The 19053-nt window shown below is 65.5% G+C and carries 12 protein-coding genes; 5 read left to right on the top strand and 7 right to left on the bottom strand.

Annotation, left to right across the window (positions count from 1 at the left end; all coding sequences use genetic code 11):
- Positions 1–18: 18 nt before the first annotated feature.
- Complete coding sequence (gene tssH / locus J6595_RS10080) at positions 19–2700, top strand: type VI secretion system ATPase TssH (RefSeq protein ID WP_209594340.1); 2682 nt, start codon at positions 19–21, stop codon at positions 2698–2700.
- A 54-nt stretch (positions 2701–2754) separates the two neighbouring features.
- Here tssH and J6595_RS10075 read toward each other — a convergent pair whose 3' ends face one another.
- The 5 genes from J6595_RS10075 to J6595_RS10055 form a co-directional block, all read right to left on the bottom strand.
- The gene (locus J6595_RS10075; protein ID WP_209594339.1) at positions 2755–3582 is read right to left on the bottom strand and encodes an FkbM family methyltransferase; all 828 of its coding nucleotides are present in this window, start codon (positions 3580–3582) and stop codon (positions 2755–2757) included.
- Positions 3579–5534, bottom strand: a complete 1956-nt coding sequence (gene mdoH / locus J6595_RS10070) for a glucans biosynthesis glucosyltransferase MdoH (RefSeq protein ID WP_209594338.1) — start codon at positions 5532–5534, stop codon at positions 3579–3581. The genes J6595_RS10075 and mdoH overlap by 4 nt, the downstream gene beginning before the upstream one ends.
- A 188-nt stretch (positions 5535–5722) precedes the next feature.
- Entirely contained in the window at positions 5723–7435 is a 1713-nt protein-coding gene (locus J6595_RS10065; protein ID WP_209594337.1) for a CRTAC1 family protein, read from the bottom strand.
- 506 nt (positions 7436–7941) lie between these two features.
- Positions 7942–9369, bottom strand: a complete 1428-nt coding sequence (locus tag J6595_RS10060; protein WP_209594336.1) for a di-heme oxidoredictase family protein — start codon at positions 9367–9369, stop codon at positions 7942–7944.
- Positions 9366–10619, bottom strand: a complete 1254-nt coding sequence (locus J6595_RS10055) for an ROK family transcriptional regulator (protein WP_245197978.1) — start codon at positions 10617–10619, stop codon at positions 9366–9368. The genes J6595_RS10060 and J6595_RS10055 overlap by 4 nt, the downstream gene beginning before the upstream one ends.
- Positions 10620–10835: 216 nt before the next feature.
- Here J6595_RS10055 and xylF point away from each other — a divergent pair, with 216 nt between their 5' ends.
- The 3 genes from xylF (at position 10836) to J6595_RS10040 (ending at position 14233) form a co-directional block, all read left to right on the top strand.
- Positions 10836–11855: a D-xylose ABC transporter substrate-binding protein gene (gene xylF / locus J6595_RS10050; RefSeq protein ID WP_209594521.1), complete on the top strand. Its 1020-nt coding sequence runs from the start codon at positions 10836–10838 to the stop codon at positions 11853–11855.
- A 222-nt stretch (positions 11856–12077) separates the two neighbouring features.
- Positions 12078–13397 (top strand): sugar ABC transporter permease, encoded by a 1320-nt coding sequence (locus tag J6595_RS10045; protein ID WP_425342138.1) that lies wholly within the window; start codon positions 12078–12080, stop codon positions 13395–13397.
- An 8-nt stretch (positions 13398–13405) separates the two neighbouring features.
- Entirely contained in the window at positions 13406–14233 is an 828-nt protein-coding gene (locus tag J6595_RS10040) for an ATP-binding cassette domain-containing protein (RefSeq protein WP_209594517.1), read from the top strand.
- Positions 14234–14245: 12 nt separating this feature from the next.
- Here J6595_RS10040 and gltX read toward each other — a convergent pair whose 3' ends face one another.
- Complete coding sequence (gltX, locus tag J6595_RS10035) at positions 14246–15625, bottom strand: glutamate--tRNA ligase (protein WP_209594334.1); 1380 nt, start codon at positions 15623–15625, stop codon at positions 14246–14248.
- Between the two features lie 415 nt (positions 15626–16040).
- A complete protein-coding gene (locus J6595_RS10030) occupies positions 16041–17321 on the bottom strand; it encodes an MFS transporter (RefSeq protein WP_209594333.1) in 1281 nt (426 codons plus the stop codon).
- 309 nt (positions 17322–17630) lie between these two features.
- Between J6595_RS10030 and J6595_RS10025 the strand changes: the two genes are divergently transcribed.
- Positions 17631–19037 (top strand): FRG domain-containing protein, encoded by a 1407-nt coding sequence (locus J6595_RS10025; protein ID WP_245197976.1) that lies wholly within the window; start codon positions 17631–17633, stop codon positions 19035–19037.
- The last annotated feature ends 16 nt before the right edge of the window (positions 19038–19053 follow it).

Below are 19053 nucleotides of genomic sequence, written 5' to 3'. Positions count from 1 at the left end.
AGGCAAGGAGAATCCGGCATGACCGAGATCAGCTATGCCGACCTGTTGGGGCGCCTTTCGTCCCCCGCCCGCAAGGCGTTCGAGGACGGTTACAATCACGCCAAGAATGCCGGCCACAGGGACGCCGAGCCGGAGCACTGGTTCTATCACCTGCTGGCGGAGGATCTCACCGATGTCAGCCTCAGTCTCGATGAAATAGGCATCGATCGCGATCTGGTCCTGAAAGAGCTGGCCGAAGCGATCGGCGACCTGCGGGCAAACATCACCCGCAAGCCATCCGTCGGCACGGCACTGAATGCCGGCCTGCGCGCCGGCTGGCTCTATGCGTCCCTTCTCTTCGACGAAACGGTGCTGAGAAGCGGTCATGTCCTGATCGGCATGCTGAAGGACGAAGCTCTGAGAAAGGCCCTGCGGCGGTGTTCGCCATCTCTCGGCGATCTCGATCCCGACGCCCTGCTCCGGATTGCCGAGCGGACATGGCCACGCTCGGCCGAAGCCGTGAGCGATCGGGCGGCGCCGAGGGGAGCAACGTCGACAGCACCCAGATCCCGGCCGTCGGGAGATTCGGCCCTTGCCCGCTTCGCCACCGATCTGACTGGGGAAGCCGAGAGCGGCCGAATGGACCCCGTTGTCGGCCGCGACCACGAGATCCGCCAGATCGTCGACGTCCTCCTGCGACGGCGCCAGAACAATCCGTTGCTCACCGGCGAGGCCGGCGTCGGCAAGACCGCCGTCGTCGAAGGATTTGCCCAACGGATCGCGAGCGGCGACGTGCCGCCCGTCCTTCGCGGTGTCCGGCTGTTTTCCCTCGACGTCGGACTGATGCAGGCGGGCGCCGGGGTTAAGGGCGATTTCGAAACGCGTCTGCGGGCGCTGATCGATGAGGTGCAGGGCTCGCCGGAGCCGATCATCCTCTTCATCGACGAGGTCCACACGCTGATCGGCGCCGGCGGCGCCAAGGGCACCGGCGATGCCGCCAATCTCCTCAAGCCGGCGCTGGCGCGTGGCACGCTGCGAACCATCGGCGCAACGACATTTGCCGAATATCGTGCCCATATCGAGAGCGACCCGGCCCTGACGAGACGGTTCCAGCCGATCGAGATCGGCGAGCCGGACATCGCCCGCGCCGCGATCATGCTGCGCGGGCTGGCTGTGCCGATGGAACGCCATCACAAGGTGCGCATTCTGGACGAGGCCGTCACCGCCGCCGTGGCGCTCTCGGCCCGCTATATTCCCGCCCGCCAGCTTCCCGACAAGGCCGTCAGCCTTCTCGATACCGCCGCCGCCCGCGTTGCGATCAGCCAGTCGACGACACCGGCGGCGATCGCCGATCTTTCTGCCGCCATCGAAGCCCTGGACGCCGAGAGGCACGCGCTCGGCCGGGAGGCCGCTATCCGGCCCGTGAGCGAAAGGCCCGTCGCCATCGAAGCTGCGATTGCCGAAAAGACGGCGCTTCGCGCCGATCTTGTCGCCGCGCATGAAGAGGAGGCCGAGCTGGTCGGACGCATCACTGCGCTGACCGGCAGGCTGGCCGTCCAGACCGACCAAGCTCCTTCGACCAATGCACCGGCGTCCGAGCCGGGCGAAGCGCCACAGGCTTCAGCAGACATCCGGGCGGCAGAAGAAGAGCTCGACGAAGCCCTGCGCGCCCTCGCCGCCATCGATCCCGACCGGCGGATGATCCACGCTCATGTCGATGCCGACGCCGTCGCCTCCGTCGTTTCCGACTGGACCGGCATTCCGGTCGGCCGGATGATGCGCGACGAGATCGCGACCGTGCTCGGCCTCGCCGACCTTCTGAAAAAGCGCGTCGTCGGCCAGGATCACGGGCTCGAAACCATTGCACGGCGGATAGAGACGAGCCGCGCCGGCCTCGACGATCCGAGCAAGCCCGTCGGCGTCTTCCTGCTTTGCGGCCCCTCGGGTGTCGGCAAGACGGAGACGGCGCTGGCGCTGGCCGAAACGCTCCATGGCGGCGAGCAGAACCTCGTCACCATCAACATGTCGGAGTTTCAGGAGGCCCACACAGTCTCGCTTCTGAAAGGCGCGCCGCCCGGCTATGTCGGCTATGGCGAGGGCGGGCGGCTGACCGAGGCGGTGCGGCGGCGGCCCTATTGCGTCGTCCTGCTCGACGAGGTCGAAAAGGCCCATCCCGACGTCCACGAACTGTTCTTCCAGGTCTTCGACAAGGGCTGGATGGAGGACGGAACCGGCCGGCGCATCGACTTTCGCAACACGCTGATCATCCTCACCTCCAATGTCGGCACCGAGGTGATCATGCAGGCGAGCGACGCGGGCCTGCGCGACGTCCCGGCCGAAAGCCTAGACGAGATGCTTCGGCCGGAGCTTCTGACCGTCTTCCCCCCGGCCCTGATCGGCCGGATGGTGACGGTGCCCTACCGACCGCTGTCGCCGAGCATGCTGGAGGAGATCGTGCGGCTGCAGCTCGCCCGCATCGTCAGGCGGGTCGAGGAAAGCCGGGGCGCGGCGCTCACAATCGACGACATCGTGGTCACCGCCATCGTCGAGCGCTGCCGCGATCCGCAGTCCGGCGGCCGGATGATCGACCGGATCATCACCCAGACCCTGTTGCCGGAGCTGTCGCGAAAATTCCTCGACCGTATGGTGTCCGGCGATAAGGCGAAAACGGCGCGCGTGGGGCTCGGCGAGGACGGGGCATTTGTGGTGGAGGTGGAGTGACGCGGAGCTGGATCTCAACGCCTTTGCGGCGCAGTGGGCCCACGTAATCGCAGGCTACGAGGACGAAGAGGCGCCGTCTGCCTTCACTCCGCGAGAGGAGGCATCTCCGTCGATGTCGCACGAGGCATGCCAACAATAGACATCACCGGAATTCGCCTCCTCTGGCAGCTCCCGCAGATAGGCGGCGATCACCTCCGCCGGCTTCCTCTCGCCGAACACCCACCGATGGCTTTCGCCCAGCGACACGTCGAAGCCGGCAAAGCCGAGCCGCCGGGCCTCCTCCAGCGCGCGCAAGGCCGGCACGCGGTCCATGGTGACGAATTCGAAGGAGAGCGCCCGTGGCGCATTTTCGCGCGAAAGCCCGGCCAGCACTTCGGCCTCGAAACCCTCGACGTCGATCTTGACGAAAGCCGGTCTGCCGAAGCGGGCCGCAAGATCGTCGAGCGTCGTGGAATCGACCGCGATCGTCTCGTCCCAGACCTGCCCCTGCCAGCCGCCGCTCCCGGCGCTCGCCGCAGCGACGAAGCTGGACGAGGCCGAGGCGACGGTCGGGTTTTTGGTGTTGAGCCGGAGCGTCAGCCTGCCCTCTTCTCGCCCGACGGCGGCGGCCACGACCGTCACCCGTGGGTTGCGCCGGAACTGCCAGCGCAAGAGGCTGGCAAGCCTTGGCTGCGCCTCCACGGCTATGACCCGCGCGCCGAGCCTGGCGAAAGCTGAGGTACGGTCGCCGACATGGGCGCCGATGTCGAAGACGAGGTCATCGGGGCCGACGATGTCTTCGGCGAAGCGTTGCAGACTGCCGCGATGCCGGCGGTCGAGGCGGTAGGTGGCCAGGCTGCGCGCGATCCCCAGCCAGGCCGCGAGCCGTCCGGCAAGGCTCACGCCCCCTCGCCTTCCGCCATCAGGCGCTTGTCGGCGGAGGCCGCCAGCGGGCCGGCCTCGCTCGCGCGCCGAAGCGGCCGGCGCCAGCGTCGCGCCGCCATCGGCACGACGCCACGCAGCACCGGCGGAAGCACCGTCTCCTCGGGAATGGCAAAGAGCCCAAGGCGCGCCGTCAGCCGCCCGAAGCCGGGCGCTGCGGTGGCGACCGTGAAGGGCACGGCGAGAACGAGGCCAGACAGAAAGGGCAGCGCCAGTAGAACCGCCGAAAGATTCGCGCCCAAGAGAAGCGCCAATGCGAGCCCGAGGCCGAGAAGCGTCTGCGGGACCAGGGCCACAAGCGCGGTTCTCCATGGGATGCCGAGCCGATCGCGGTTCTGGCCGTTCCAAAGCACCGTCTTGCCGAAGAAGAGCCCGGCGAGAAACACCGAGACATAGACCGCAACGAGCGGCGCCAGCAGCATGGAGGCGAGAAGCTCGAGCATTGCCGAGACGAGGAAGCGCAGCGCGCCGCCATAGGACCTCACCGCACCCGGCGTCGCCAGGACATCGAGAACGCCGGCGATCTTCGGCGCGACAGACATGACGAACAGAAGGACGAAGAGCCCCATGCCGAGCTGAAGCATCGCGGGATCGTAGCCACCGGTCAGCGCTTTCGCCGTCGCAGCCATCGTCATCAGGATCCAGGCGAGCGGCGCGACATACATCAGGATCGCCTGCAGGATCTGGAACCGGCTGACCGGCCTCAGGCCCTTTTCGAACAGAAAACGCCAATACTGCATGTTGCCCTGGCACCAGCGCAGGTCGCGCTTTTGAAACTCGAGCAGCGTCGGCGGATTGGTCTCGTAGCTGCGGGTCTCGATCGGAATGACGCGCACCTCGAAGCCGGCACGGCGCATGAAGACCGCCTCGAGCTGATCATGGGAGAGCACATGGCCCCCCAGCGGCGCCTTGCCCGGCAGGACGGGAAGCTCGCAGGATTCGACGAAGGGCTGCGTGCGGATCAGCGCGTTGTGGCCCCAATAAGGACCGCAATCGGCACTCCACCAGGCCGACCCCATGGTGAAGGCTCGCATGCCATGGCGCATGCCGAACTGGAACAGCCGGGCAAATCCGCTTTCCGCCGGCATGCCGACGACGAGGCTTTGGAGGATTCCGATCCGCGGGTTCGCCTCCATCGCCTCGACCATCGCGACGATCACCGCACCACCCATGACGCTGTCGGAATCGAGCGGCAGAAAGAAGTCGGCCTCGCCCTGCCGCGAAAGCAGGAAGTCGCGCAGGTTGCCGGCCTTGAAACCGGCATTGTCGCTGCGGCGCCGGTAGACCGGCTTTTCGGTTTCCGGCCGGTGTTCATAAAGATGGGCGAAGCGATCGAATTCCCGGCGCTCTTCGGCCGCGACCATCAGATCGGATGTGTCCGAAAGGACCGCGAAGCGGAAATGGTGTGATTTTCCCGTCGATTCGAGACTGCGGCGCATGGCCTCGAGGCGGGCGAAGATCGGCGCCGGGTCTTCGTTGCGCAGGAAGAGAAGGAGATCGGTCCGGCTGGCGAGCGCCCGGCCACCCGGCCGCGCACCGGCCATCGGGTTGGGTGCCTCGAAATAGGGGTGGACGCTGTTTTCCGGGCGGCCGAAATGGATGACGCAAAAGCCGATGACGGCGTTCCAGAAGCCGAGCACGGTCCAGGGTGTGGCCAGGAGAAAGCCGACGAAGATCACCCAGTCGATCGCCCCGATCCCGTTGCTGCCGAGGACCGTCAGGACGGCCGCTGCGAGCCCGGAGATCGTCACGGCGTTGAGGCCGAGAACGAGAAACCTTCGCAGCGTGACCGGCAGTCCCTGTCCCCGACGTTCGGCCGGCCGTTGCGCCACCACGCCGGGCGCACCGGTGGCGGGTCGATCGACGTCAGTCGCTCGGTATGGGGTGATCGGGGCGGATGGGGGGCCGAACATCGACGGTCTCCAGAGACTGAAACTATTCGCAACATAGGTACAAGCCTGCGGCGTGCATCGTCCGTTGCTACACGTTCCAGATCACTTCGTAAGTGATCACCATCACAGCCGAATGGGCAAAGCGAGCGCCGGCCCTAACGCCCCCTGCATCAGCCGTCAATTCGCCGGGCCCTGGGCGCAAGCGACATTCAGTTCGGCGAAGACGCCGCCGGGTTCGACTGCGCCGTCGTCTCCGGCAATTGCGGCTCTGGCCGATCGGCATCGGGATACCAGTAGCGGGCGGCGTCGGCGCCCCGTTCGATCAGGACGAAGTTGTCAGCGAAGACCCGGTAGGGGTGGCTCCACTCCCCGTCCGGCCACTGCACACGGATCTCCGCCCGCTCGGCGGTGCCGAGGCCGACATGGACGAAGCCCGACGTCCCCGAGGCATGTCCGCCGCCGAGCTGGATCGTGCGGTTCAGCGTCGCCGCGCCGATCTTGACCGCGAGTTTGGCGCCGATGGCATCGCGGTTGCCGCCCTTTTGCGTGAGCTTCACCTCGACGAAGTTGCCCAGTGGCCGTGTGCCGAAAGCCGCCTTGCCGCCGAGATTGCGGAAAAGGCTCGCCTTCTGGCCGCGATTGACGACGACAAGGTCCATGGCTCCGTCGAGATTGAAGTCGGCAATGAGTGCCCCGCGGCCCTTGGTCGGCAGAGCTATGCCGGCCTGATCGCCGACTTCGGTGAAGCGACCGCCGAAGCCGCCCATCAGAAGGTTGTCGGGATCATAGGCCGCGAAATCCGGCATCGCCTCGACATTGCCCTTGGCGATGAAAAGGTCGAGGGCGGTGTCGTTGTTGAAGTCGGCGAAGCCCGCATGCCAGCCGGTGGAGGGCTTGCCGGCATCGTGGACGTAAGGGCGGTGGGCCGTCGCGCCGCGCTGATAGGCCTCGTCGCGATAGGTCGGCGCGTCCTCGAATTCCCGGTCGAGGAACTGCAGCTTGGTGTCGCCCATGGAGGTCAGGGCGTAGTCGGGATAGCCGTCATTGTCGACGTCGCCCTCGGCGATCCCCATGCCCCAGATCGACAGATGCTGCCAGCCGTCGGCCTTGCGATAGGGCCGCGGCGCCCGGCCTGGCTCGACCCGCCAGAGCTGCTCCTCGCCGCCGCGATAATATTGCCGGTCATTGGTGATGCGGAGCGACGGCTCGCCCGAGCGGTTCCAGTCGGTGAACAGCATCGAAAGCGCGCAATAGCCCGGCGACAGAGCGAAGGGCTCGGAATAGTCGGGGCGGCCGTCCTCGCCCGACTTCGGCCGGATCAGCACGTTGTCGGCGCAGGTGCCCCAGGGCGACCCCGGCGCGGCGCGATCGACATAATTGCCGAAGGCAAGCGTCGGATAGGCCGCGCCCGGCTCGAAGATCGCGGAGAACGCCGTGGTCCAGGCCCGGCCGCCATCGAATTGCCAGGAAAAGTTCGCCTTCTCGAAGCGGCATTGCGGCAGCCCCTTCAACAGGATGTTGCCGCCGACGCGCAGAAGAACGAGGTCCTGCCGGCCGTCCTGATCGATATCGAGCGGATAGGCGCCGGTGACGTTCTGAAGGTCCTTGGGATCAAGATCCTGCGCCACTTCTTCGAAGGCGAGCCGCCCGCCGGCCTGGGATCGATTGACGTAGAAGGTTCCCGCATTCTTGCCGCCAGCGAGAAAAACGTCCGGAAAGCGGTCGTCGTTGCAGTCGAAGGCCGCACCACCGCCGCCGACGAAGAACTCCCATGGGCCGCCATAGACGTGGTCGATGCCGGCGGCTTGGGCCTCTTCGTGCATGAGTGGGATGTCCCCGGCGAAGGGTTTGGGCGCGGGGTCGGCGGCGAGGGCCGGGGTGGAGAGCTGGGCCACCCATACCATGAGTGCTGCAAGCGGCATCAAAGCCGATCGAGGACTGGCCGCAACTTTTCCCCTGACGTCATCCTCGGGCTTGTCCCGAGGATCTCCTGTCGGATGTGAGATATGATGCCTTTGCGGAAGCACGTTCCGTGAAACGCTTTTGAGCTTCGATGGCAGTAGATCCTCGGGACAAGCCCGAGGATGACGGCGCGTCGCGGTTTGTGCCCGTACTTCTCCCGGAATTGATGTCGCTGGATGAAAGGACGTCTCCGTTCGACTCATGGGGTGGGCGGAACACCGCGGCGGCCCGGCGCGCGGCGCGCCCCCCTCTGTCCTGCCGGACATCTCCCCCACAAGGGGGGAGATCGGCTGCTGCGGCCTATGGCAACGGCTCGTCGTCGGTTGCGCAATATTATGGCCTTGGGGAATGGCCGAGTCGTTTCCGCGAGATAGATCTCCCCCTTTGTGGGGGAGATGTCCGGCAGGACAGAGGGGGGTCCGCGACTTATCCACCCGCACACGGCCGAAAATATTAACCATCCCCCTCACTCCCCGACCTTCAGCGTCTTCAGCCAGGCGATCAGCGCCGAGCGGTCGGCATCCGGCAAGGCCGCATAGGCCCGGCCGCTCTTTTCGGCCTCCGCGCCATGGGCGCGGATGACCTCGTCGAGGGTCGTCATGTCGCCGCGATGGCCGTAGGGCGCCGTGTCGGCGAGGCCCCAGAGCTCGGCGGTGACGAAGACGTCGCGTTCGACGAAGCGCTGGGCGAGCGTCTCGTTGCCGAGCGCGGGGGTGCGGCTGTCGGCGATGCGGTGGCGCTTCAGATCGCCGAAGAGCGGCACCAGCACCTCGCCCTCGTCGTTGCGCGGCAGCCGCTTTGCCCATTCCAGCGTCGCGAGATCGTACACCGCCGGCACCTCGACGTCGGCGTCCCGCAGCGTCCCCGCCATGTCGAGCGGGCCGGGATCCTCGAAGGACAGGCTTTTCAGCGGCAGCGCCGGGCGGTGGCAGCTTTCGCAGCCGAGCTCGGTGAAGATCGCCCGTCCCCGTTGCGCGGCCTCGGCCCAGGCTTCGTCCGCCGGCCGCTTCTCGCGCGGCGGCGCCAGCGTCGCCTGAAAGGCGACAAGCGCCGAGACCTCGCCGGCGCCGAGTTCGTCGGCGTGGTCGTCACCGTCGAAATCGGCCGTCCCGGTCCAGCGTGCACCAAAGCGCTCATCGGCCTGCATGCCGTGATGCTGGTTCATGGCGTTGACGGTGAACTGGCGCAGCGACGTCATCACGCCTTTCTGGGTGAACGGACGCAGCACGAGATCGTCGTCGACGCCGTCCAGTTCGGAGAGGTCGACAGAGCCGTCCGGCAAGGCGGTGATCCGACCGAAGTCGACGCCCTTGGAGGACAAGCTTGCGCGAACCGGCTCTCCCGTGTCTCGCGCCTGCCGGAGCGCCGCGCGCCGCTCGGCCTTCAATTCGGCCGCCATCTCCCTCGCCAGAAGCTCGACCAGCCCGGCGCCGAAAAGATGGTTCGTCCCGCGCTCGTTGGAGAACTGCGCGTCGAGCGTGTCGAAATGGGCGCTTTCGAAGCCCTCGGAGACGAAGGCGTTGACGACGAAGCCGCCGGCCCCGCCGGTCACCGGCTCATTGTGGCAGGACGAACAGGCATTGGCGTCGGGCCCGGCAAGCCGTTGGAATGCGGCTTCGGCGGGACGGCGGGGCGCGGTCGGGACGATGGCCTGGGTGGCGTTCGGCCGCCCGGCTCCGTCGAGCACGGTAAAGCGCGCCTCGAACAGGTCTTTGCCCTGTTGCGCCAGCTTTTCGAGCGCTGCGCCCGCAATCCTGCCCGAAACGCTCTGCGGGTCGATCCGCTGCTTGATCGCCTTCTCGCTCCAGAGCGGCTCTGCGGCATATGCCGTCGTGGCGAGCACCACGCCGAGTGCCGCCGAAATCGCGAAGGGTTTCAGAACTACCGTCGTCATGCCGCTTCCGTCGCCTCCACTGCCGAGCGCGAAAACTCGCCATCGAGGGCGGCAAGTCCGTATGCCGTCCCCGCGTCGTAGACCAGCGCATCGGTGTCTTCCATCAGGATCAGCGGCGCATCCGCCCCGAGCCCATCGACCGCGCTTTCGCGGATGCCGTTTCTGATCGCCGGCTCGAGAAGGTCGATCGCCCGTGCGCCGGAGCCGGTCATCACGATCGGCAGGGGATCGATCATGGTGAAGACTCGTCCGAGACCGTAGCCGATGGCGTTGCCCGCCTCCTCGAAGGCCGTCCGCGCGGCTTCATCCCCCTGGCGCGCAGCATCGCCGAGCCGCAGCATGGTCTCGTCGGCGATCCGGTGCGCCGGAATCTCGTCGCTGCCCGTCGCGCGCCGCAAGATGGCGTAGTCGCCGGCATAGGCCTCGACGCAGCCGCGATTTCCGCAGCGGCAGAGCGCGCCGCCGGGAAGGTGGTTGATGTGTCCGAACTCGACCGCCGAGGAGTGCTTGCCCTGAAAGGTCGAGCCGTTGAGTCTCAGCCCCATGCCGACACCGAAGCCGACGAACAGCGTGGCGAAGTCCAGACCGATGAAATCGGGCCGCCAGCGGAAGGCCTCGGGCATCAGGGAACAATCGTTGAGGACGCTGACATCGGCGAGAAGCCGCTCAGAAAGCGGCGCCGCGATACCGATGTTCCAGTGCTTGAGAGCCGGTGACCAGACGATGCCGGACAGGTCGCTGTGGGTCTTGCCCTGGATGGCGACGACGACCTTGTCGATCTTCATGGGAGCGTCGCCGGCCCCGCCTTCCCCTGTCCCCGGCTCGATGGTGCGTGCTAGAAGGTCTTCGGCGAGGTCGCCAAGAAGCACGACCAGCGTGTCGCCGGTCTGGCCAGAAATATCCACCTCGCGCCGCGCTTCGGCCAGCGGTGCGCCGGCGTAATCGCTGATCCTGCCGCTGATCTCGCCGACGGCGATCTTCAATGCCGCGACCCGCGCGGCGCCGCCTCGAAAGGCCAGGCTCTTGCCCGGCCGGCCCCGGCGGATGGAGCGGCCGTCTTCCTCGACCTCTTCCAGAAGACCGCTTCGCAGAAGGGTTCCACAGATCGCGGAGGCCGCGGAAACCGAAAGACCGGTCGCCTCGCTGACGGCCTTGCGCGTCGTCACGCCGACCCGTCTCAAATGATCGAGCACCGCGAGCCGATTGTGCACACGCACCATGTCGGCGTCGGTCTTCGCCAGCCTGCTCAACGCGTTTCTCCTCCCTTCCGTCCCCACGCTCTCTGGCGTGTTTGGCCGGGTATGCTCAGACACGTTGACATGGATCAGAATTGCTGTCACCATTTTTTACGAGGCTTGGAAAAAGTCTTGACCGGCGCCACGTCGCCGGGCTCCGTGACGCGAGGGCGCCATGGGCGCCATGGGAGGAAATTCATGACGATTTTGAAATTCGCGCTTGCCGGCGCGATGTTCTCGATGGCTGCGATCGGCAGCGGATCTGCCTTCGCGCAGGACGGCAAGGACATCACGGTTGGTGTGTCCTGGTCGAACTTCCAGGAGGAGCGCTGGAAGACCGACGAGGCCGCCATCAAGAAGGCGCTCGACGCGGTCGGCGCCAAGTATATCTCGGCCGACGCCCAGTCGTCCGCCGCCAAGCAGCTGACCGACGTCGAATCGCTGATCAGCCAGGGCGCCAACGCCCTCATCATCCTCGCCCAGGATTCGGCCGCCATCGGCCCGGCTGTCCAGACCGCCGTCAACAACGGCATTCCCGTTGTCGGCTACGATCGCCTGATCGAGAATCCGGACGCCTTCTACATCACCTTCGACAACAAGGAAGTCGGCCGCATCCAGGCCCGCGAAGTCGAGAAGGTGGCGCCGGAAGGCAACTACGCCTTCATCAAGGGCTCGTCCGCCGATCCGAACGCCGATTTCCTGTTCTCCGGCCAGATGGAAGTGCTCAAGCCCGCCATCGACGCCGGCAAGATCAAGAATGTCGGCGAGGCCTATACCGATGGCTGGCTTCCGGCCAACGCCCAGCAGAACATGGAACAGATCCTGACCGCCAACAACAACGACGTCGATGCTGTCGTCGCCTCGAACGACGGCACGGCGGGCGGCGCCATCGCAGCGCTCGCGGCTCAGGGTCTTGCCGGTTCCGTCCCGGTCTCCGGCCAGGACGCCGACCAGGCGGCGCTCAACCGCATCGCACTCGGCACCCAGACCGTGTCGGTGTGGAAGGACTCGCGCGAGCTCGGCAAGCGCGCTGCCGAAATCGCCGTCGAGCTCGCCGGCGGCAAGAAAATGAACGAAATCGAAGGCGTCGAGGAATTCGACAGCCCGAACGGCATGAAGCTCGAATCGATCTTCCTCACCCCGATCGCGATCACCAAGGACAATCTGGACAAGGTCATCGATGCCGGCTGGGTGTCGAAGGAGACCGTCTGCCAGGGCGTCAAGGAAGGCACGGTTCCGGTCTGCGGCTGATTTCGCGGAACGGCTGACAAACATGGCCGCGGCGCATTGCTGCGGCCATTTTTCGAAAGCGCCGCTCTCGACCGACGGGAGCAACTGATCCATTCTGCCATTCAAGATGCAGCGATGGTCGAAAACACAGGCCGGTGAAACGGCTTCAAGAAAACACGACCCCGCGAGACCTGCCCGGACGGCCATGCCCTCCTAGCGCCTCTCGCGACCAGGGAGGCGGAATTGAGCGAGGCGACCTCGGATTCGTCCAGGGCGACATCCACCCCGACGCTGAGCGCGGGTGGCGGTTTCAAGGGATTTTTGCGCGCGACCGAAATCGACACGCGCATGCTCGGCATGATCGGCGCGTTGGCGGTCATCTGGATCGGCTTCCACATCCTGTCGGGCGGCACGTTTCTGACGCCGCGGAACCTGTGGAACCTGTCGGTTCAGACCGCCTCGGTCGGCGTCATGGCGACCGGCATGGTGCTGGTCATCGTCACCCGCAACATCGATCTTTCGGTCGGCTCGATCCTCGGCGTCACCGGCATGGTGATGGCCGTCGCGCAGACCCAGTACATCACGCCGGCCCTCGGCTATGATTCCGGCCTCGTCTGGATCCTGACCCTCGCCGTCGGCATCGTCTGCGGTCTGGCGATCGGCGGGTTGCAGGGCTTCGTCATCGCCTATCTCGGCGTTCCCGCCTTCATCGTCACGCTCGGCGGCCTGCTCGTGTGGCGCGGCGCGGCCTGGTGGGTCGCCTCGGGTCGAACGATCCCGCTTACCGACGACAACTTCAAGCTCATCGGCGGCGGCAGCGACGGCTCGATCGGCGCCACCTGGAGCTGGGTGGTCGCCGCCGTCGCCATCGCGTTCCTGCTTCTCGCCGCCTTCAGCGCGAGGAAGCAGCGCAAGAAGTTCAACTTCGCAGTCAAGCCGATGTGGGCCGAGGCCGTGACCGTCGGTCTTGCGGTCGTCGCCGTCGTCGCAGCGACGCTGATCGTCAACGCGTACCTCCTGCCCGGCCCCCTCGCCCGCCGCTATGCGGAGGCCAACGGCATCGCGGTGCCGGACGGCGGCCTGGAGATCTCCTTCGGCTATGCGATCCCGGTGCTTCTCTTCATCGCCGTCGGCATCGTGATGACCTTCATCGCGCGGCGCACCCGCTTCGGCCGCTACGTCTTCGCCATCGGCGGCAATCCGGAGGCGGCGGAACTTGCCGGCATCAACACCAAACGCGTGACGCTGATGGTCTTCGCGCTGATGGGCATGCTCGCGGCCATCGCCGCGGCGATCTCCACCGCCCGACTGTCCTCGGCGACGAACGCGCAGGGAACGCTGGACGAGCTCTACACAATCGCCGCGGCCGTCATCGGCGGCACGTCGCTGGCCGGCGGCGCCGGCACCATCTTCGGCGCCATGCTCGGCGCCCTCGTGATGCAGTCGCTTCAGTCAGGCATGGTGCTTCTCGGCCTCGACACGCCGCTGCAGAACATCGTCGTCGGCGCCGTCCTCGTCGTCGCCGTCTGGCTTGATACCCTCTACCGCAGGAGGTCCGCATGAGCACCACGATGGACGAAATCACCGATCACGGCCCTGCCCATCACCACTCGACCGTCGACCGCTCGGGCACGGCGCTCATCGACATGCGCGACATCTCGATCGCGTTTGGCGGCATCCACGCCGTCGACGGTGCCTCGATCGATCTCTATCCGGGCGAAGTCGTCGCCCTGCTCGGCCATAACGGCGCCGGCAAGTCGACGCTGATCAAGATCCTGTCGGGCGCCTACAAGCGCGATTCCGGCGAGATCTACGTGCGCGGCGACAAGGCCTCGATCGGAAATCCGCGCGACGCGAAAGCCTACGGCATCGAGACGATCTACCAGACCTTGGCCCTTGCGGATAACGTCGATGCCGCCGCCAACCTCTTCCTCGGCCGCGAGATCATGACCCCCTGGGGCACCCTCGACGACGCGGCGATGGAGGCTGAAGCGCGCAAGGTGATGGGGCGCCTCAACCCCAATTTCCGCCGTTTCAAGGAGCCGGTGAAGGCGCTGTCCGGCGGCCAGCGCCAGTCGGTCGCCATCGCCCGGGCGATCCTCTTCAACGCCAAGATCCTGATCATGGACGAGCCGACCGCAGCCCTCGGCCCGCAGGAGACCGCCCAGGTCGCCGATCTGATCAAGGAGCTGAAGAAGGACGACATCGGCATCTTCCTGATCAGCCACGACATCCACGACGTCTTCGACCTCGCCGACCGGGTGGTGGTGATGAAGAACGGCCAGGTGGTCGGCGGGGCGAAGACCGAAGACGTCACCAAGGACGAGGTCCTCGGCATGATCATCCTCGGCAAATGCCCGCCCGGCGCGACGCCGGGTCCGGGGGCGATGAAGGAGTAGCCCTCCGCGGCCTCAGTCTGCCGCGAGCCGCTTCACCAGCCGCTCGCGGCCGATCAACGGCAAGAGCGGCCCGAGTTCCGGTCCGTGATCCAGCCCGGTGATCGCCCGGCGCAGCGGCAGGAACAGCGCCTTGCCCTTGGCGCCGGTTTCCGCCTTGATCGCTGACGTCCAGGCCTTGAAGGTCCCGGGGCCGATCTCGCCGTCCGGCAGCAGTCGAAGCGCGGCGGCCCGGAATGCCGCCTCGGCATCATCCTCGGGCGCGGGCACGGCGATCTCCCCGAAGACGACGTCGGCCCAGCCTCCGGCGTCCGGCACCTTGTCGCAATTGGCCCGCACGGCCAGCCAGAAGTCCTCGGCTTCCTCGCCCGCGATGCCCATCGCCGCCAGCCGATCGGCGGCTGCATTGTAAGACAGCCCGTGGACGATCTCGCGGTTCAGCCGGCCGAGTTCGGCGGGGTCGAACTTCGAGGCCGAATTCGAAACCACCGCAAAATCCAGCCGCTCGCCCAGCGCGCCGAGATCGGCCATCGGCTCGATCGATCCCGCCATGCCGACGAGGACGGCCAGCGAAGCGGCCGCCATCGGCTCGATGCCCTCCTCGCGCAGGCTCTGCAGCGACAGAGCGCCGGAGCGCTTCGACAGCCCCTCCCCGCCAACAGTCGTCAGGAGATTGTGATGGCCGAAGCGCGGCATCGCGGCTCCCAGCGCCGCGAAGATCGCCGCCTGCACCGCCGTGTTGGTGACGTGGTCGTCGCCGCGGATGACGTGGGTGACGCCTGTCTGCGCATCGTCCACCACCGAGGGCAGCGTGTAGAGATAGCTGCCGTCCTCGCGGATCAGCACGGGATCCGACAAAGAAGCGAGATCGATCGTCGTCGGCCCGCGGATCAGGTCGTCGAACGAAAGCTCCGTCCGCTTCGGCGTGAAGGGATCGGCGTCGAAATTCGGCAGGAGGAAGCGCCAATGCGGCTTGCGCCCCTCGGCCTCCAGCGCCGCCCGCTCGTCCTCGGACAGTTTCAGCGCCTCGCGGCCATAGACCGGCGGCAGCCCCCGCGCGGCAAGACGCTTCCTTTTGCGGTCGAGTTCGTCCGGCGTCTCGTAGCAGGGATAGAGCAGCCCGACCGCCTTCAGCGTCTCGGCCGCAGCGTCGTAGAGCGCGATCCGCTCGGACTGGCGGATGGTCCGGTGCGGCGCGATGCCGATCCAGGCAAGATCGGCGGCGATTCCGTCGGCGAATTCCCGCGTCGAGCGCTCGCGGTCGGTATCGTCGAAGCGCAGCACGAACTGCCCGCCCTGCCGGGCCGCGAACAGCCAGTTGAACAGCGCGGTGCGCAAGTTTCCGATGTGAAGCCGGCCGGTGGGCGACGGGGCGAAGCGGAGGATCGTGGTCATAGGCTCGCCCTACACCAAAGCGGCGGGGGCCGGAAGGCTGGGGCGGCCGCCCTCGCCGCCGCGGCGTCGTTCTCGGGCCTGCACGGCCGCTGGTGGAGGCACCGCCCTCCCCACTTCATCGTAATCGGGTGTCCCCATGTTGCAGGCGCCGCCCTCATCACTTCGTCGTTCTCGGGCCCCGTCCCGAGAACCCAGGGGCGGTTGCAGCAGATGCTGGATCACGGGACGTACGATGGACGCCGGCGCCCGACGACGCCTGGATTCTCGGCACGGGGGCCGAGAATGACGACGCGTCGGGGACGGCGCCTGCTTTCTTCAGCGCATCGATCCAAGGCCGAGAGACACTCATATGGCCGAGATCGATGCCCACCCCACGGCTCGTTTGCGCCACCGCGAGCGGCGTGTCGCCCCGCCCTCAGCGGTCGTGAACCTGCGGATCGACCCGGTCGATGCCGCGTTCGGCGAGCCCCGCCGTCGCCGCGCTCGCCCTGTCCACCGCGCGCTGGCGGAGGGCCACCAGCGCCATCACCACCGAGATTCCCATGCAGTAGAGCCCCATCGTGCCGATCTGCAGCGGATAGGAGACCTGCCAGTCGATGAGGACGCCGGTCACCCCCGGCCCGAGCGCCGAGGCGAGCACCATCAGCGCCACCGTCACCGAGCGCACCGAGCCGAGATGCTTGGTCCCGTAAAGCTCCGGCCAGAGCGCACCGAGCAGCGTCGAGGAAAAGCCGTTGGAAATCCCGAGCAGCACCATGAAGACGAAGATCGCCGCGACGGCGGAAAAGCCTCCGATGACGAAACAGGCGAGCGCCATCGGGATCAGGAAGAAGGGCAACAGCCGCACCGCCGAAAACCGGTCGACCAGCGAGCCGCAGAGGAGCGCGAAGACCACCGTCGTCGCCGACATCACCGCGAAACCCGAGGCGAAGACCTCGATCGGCCACCCCCTGAGCTCCGTCAGATAGACCTGGTGGAAGAAGATCGTCGTGCCGATGAAAGGCGGCGCGAGGACGGCGGAAGCAACCAGCCAGAAGGTCGGCGAAGCGACGACTTCCTTGAGCGTCCAGTCCCGCACCGCCGGCCGCTCGCGCGTCTTCGGCTCCGATTGCGGGTCGCGGTCCCTGTAGGTCGTCCAGGCGACGACCGGCAGGGCGACGACGAGGAGAACCGCGCCGCAGGCGAGCCACGTCCCCCGCCAGCCAAGCCAAGCCGCGACGACGACGAAGACCAGCGGGAACAGCCCGGTGCCGATGTGAAAGCCGAGCGAGATCAGCGCCATCGCCCGCCCGCGATTGGCGGCGAACCAGCGCCCGGTCGCCGTCATCGCCGTCTCGGTCATCATCCCCTGGCCGAACAGCCGCAGCATGTAGAGCGCAAGGACGAGCAGCGGCAGGCTGGCGGCGAGCGACATCACCGCCGTCGCCAGCGAAAGGCACAGCACCGTCGCCGCCGCCACCTGCCAGGCCTTGAACCGGTCCAGCGTCCAGCCGAGCGCCGGCAACGTCGCCGCGCTCGCCAGCGTCGCCGCCATGTAGATCAGCCCGAAATCGCCATTCGACAGATCGAACTCGCGGCGAATGTCGCCGTTGGAGAGCGAGATGTAGAAGGTCTGCCCGAAGGACGAGAAGAAGCAGAGCAGGAACCCGCCGGCGAGCCAGCGGGCGTTCCGGCCCATGAAGGTGAGGAATTGCATTATGAGGTCCGGTGGGGCGCAGGGCGCCGACAGGAGAGGATTGGTTTGAGTAGCATCGAATGAAGGAGACGTGAAGCTGGCGCGGACCGAGGATCGTGATGCCGTGTGAAGGCAGAAGCCCCTAATCCTGAGGTGCCGCCGCACGCGGCCTCGAAGGACAAGGGGTGCTTCAGCTCAACCGTTTCGTCTGGATATGTTCCATTTCCTCCTAAAATTGAAATGTGTAAAATTCCCCTTAGATAAGGGATCGGTCGTATTCGCGCATTCCTGCCGCTTTGAATGAAGCAGCAGACGAAGGAAATGGGACATATGTCAGAGAACTTCAATTATATCTCGTTCGGTAATTGGGACCGTGTCGAGGGGAATATCGATCGCATCACAATAAGCCGGGGTCGAATGTTCGAATATACGCCGGCCGACACGGAGAAGCGACTTGAAAGCCTAGATCAAAAATCGGTCGCCTTTCTTGAGACCCTGCCAACGTTTCTGTGCAGCGAGATCAGTACGGACAGAGACGGCTCCTCCATGCTCATCAAATATGGCCGGATCTCCGACATCACCTCCGATCGAAGGGAGGTCTCGGCGATATTCGAGCTGCAAATCGACTTTGGCGAAGTTAGGTTCGACGACATTGAACTGGCCGGTTCGGTATTCGGCGCGGATCGTTTCCAGCTTTACCGAACGCACTGGGCAGTCCGGGAAGGCGATGCGCAAGACGTTTTAGGCCGGCTCGTCGAGCTTAAGCCCGATCTTGCTCATTTCATCCCGGAACCAGGAACACATGCCGATGACAGTTCAGAGGTAGAGCCCCCCCTGCGCGACAAGAAAATCCTTGGCGTCGCAGACAGCGTCGAATCGTTCCTCAAACTGCTCTACAATTCACCGGCTGGGGCATCGACCGAAACCTTTTTTCGGGGTCATAGCGATGCCCGGTATGAACTTACGCCATCCCTGCTCCGCAAATGGGACAACGGCGACTGGCAATTTATGCCGAGTGAGGACCGTTTATGCAAGGAACTGCTCATCGCGCATCATGATGAGTTCCAGGTTGATCAGTATTGCTTTGATCGCCTTGTGCGAATGCAGCACTACGGCCTACCGACTCGGCTGCTGGACATCTCCGGAAACCCGCTAATAGCGCTCTTTTTTGCGTGCTCGTGGAAGCCTGATCAACCTGCCATAGACGGCGAAGTAATTGTATTTCAGGTCTCATCGAACCGGGTGAAATACTACGATTCTGATACGGTCAGCTGCATTTCTAATCTCTCTAACCTGACCTATGCGCAAAAAAACGAAATTGACCTCAGAATGGAGATAGACACCTTCAATGGAACTGACGTAGCAGGAAAGTTGCTTCATCACATCAAGTCAGAAAAGGGCTTTTTCGAGAAGCGCATCATCCCAGATGATCTTGGGTCGATCGTTTGCGTGAAGGCAAAGCGTACCAACACGCGTATCAGATCGCAATCTGGCGCCTTCTTGCTGTTCGGGCAAGAGGCAGCGTTGCCCGATGCCGGCCAAGACGGGATCGAAATCAGCAGGGTCACTATACAGAACAAAGCGCACATCATCGCTCAGTTGAACCGCATAAACATAAACGGTACGACAGTCTATCCTAGTATTGACCAAACTGCGGTTCACCTCCGGGATCAATACAAGTCGCCGCCGACTATCAGGAGGTCATCCGCCACTGCAGCCGACGAAACTGCAATGTGACGGCGGAACGACCTTG

Source organism: Jiella mangrovi, assembly GCF_017815135.1.
Lineage (GTDB): Bacteria > Pseudomonadota > Alphaproteobacteria > Rhizobiales > Rhizobiaceae > Jiella > Jiella mangrovi.
This window is presented reverse-complemented; position numbering and strand designations above follow the sequence as displayed.

What these genes read in the sequence shown, in the direction of transcription:
- xylF (WP_209594521.1), top strand. Translation starts at nt 10,836, where the DNA reads ATGTTCTCGATGGCTGCGATCGGCAGCGGATCTGCCTTCGCGCAGGAC.
- J6595_RS10040 (WP_209594517.1), top strand. Translation starts at nt 13,406, where the DNA reads ATGGACGAAATCACCGATCACGGCCCTGCCCATCACCACTCGACCGTC.
- J6595_RS10030 (WP_209594333.1), bottom strand. Translation starts at nt 17,321, where the DNA reads ATGCAATTCCTCACCTTCATGGGCCGGAACGCCCGCTGGCTCGCCGGC.
- J6595_RS10060 (WP_209594336.1), bottom strand. Translation starts at nt 9,369, where the DNA reads ATGACGACGGTAGTTCTGAAACCCTTCGCGATTTCGGCGGCACTCGGC.
- J6595_RS10025 (WP_245197976.1), top strand. Translation starts at nt 17,631, where the DNA reads ATGTCAGAGAACTTCAATTATATCTCGTTCGGTAATTGGGACCGTGTC.
- J6595_RS10065 (WP_209594337.1), bottom strand. Translation starts at nt 7,435, where the DNA reads ATGCCGCTTGCAGCACTCATGGTATGGGTGGCCCAGCTCTCCACCCCG.
- mdoH (WP_209594338.1), bottom strand. Translation starts at nt 5,534, where the DNA reads ATGTTCGGCCCCCCATCCGCCCCGATCACCCCATACCGAGCGACTGAC.
- tssH (WP_209594340.1), top strand. Translation starts at nt 19, where the DNA reads ATGACCGAGATCAGCTATGCCGACCTGTTGGGGCGCCTTTCGTCCCCC.
- gltX (WP_209594334.1), bottom strand. Translation starts at nt 15,625, where the DNA reads ATGACCACGATCCTCCGCTTCGCCCCGTCGCCCACCGGCCGGCTTCAC.